Below are 489 nucleotides of genomic sequence, written 5' to 3'. Positions count from 1 at the left end.
CAACGGATCCTCGGTCCGGTTGCTCCTCGCGGTCGCCGCGGCGGCGATGCTCGTCTGGCAGGGCGCCGCAAGCTTTCTCCCGACGTTCTTACACCATACGAAGGGTTACACGACAGTTCAGGCCGCGTATCTATTCGCTGCTCTGTTCGGCGTCGGGATCGTCACGACGCCCGCTGCGGGGTACCTAGGTGACCGATGGGGCCACCTTCGGACCGCTATCGTAAGCACCTCGTGTGGAACCGTGGGACTCGTCGCCCTCACACAGGTTCGTACTCACCCCGCCGTACTCGGAAGCATCGTTCTATTCGCGATCGGGCTTACCTCGTTTTGGCCGCTTCTCTATACGTATTTGACCGGACAGTTCGAGCAGCGTCACGTCGGCGCATCGCTCGGGATCCTCCGTACCGTCTTCTTCGCGGCTGGCAGCCTCGGACCGGTTCTGGTGGGTGTCGTCGCCGATGGATTCGGATATACAGTTTCGTTCTGGCT

General features: G+C 61.6%; 1 protein-coding gene. It reads left to right on the top strand.

Annotated features, from left to right (window positions below):
* The coding region (locus DEQ92_RS22175; RefSeq protein ID WP_147299583.1) for an MFS transporter at nt 1-489 on the top strand (489 nt) is incomplete at both ends.

Source organism: Haloferax sp. Atlit-6N (genome assembly GCF_003383195.1).
Classification (GTDB): domain Archaea; phylum Halobacteriota; class Halobacteria; order Halobacteriales; family Haloferacaceae; genus Haloferax; species Haloferax gibbonsii.
Note: the sequence above shows the minus strand (reverse complement) of the source record. Positions and strands in the feature narration are given on the sequence as shown.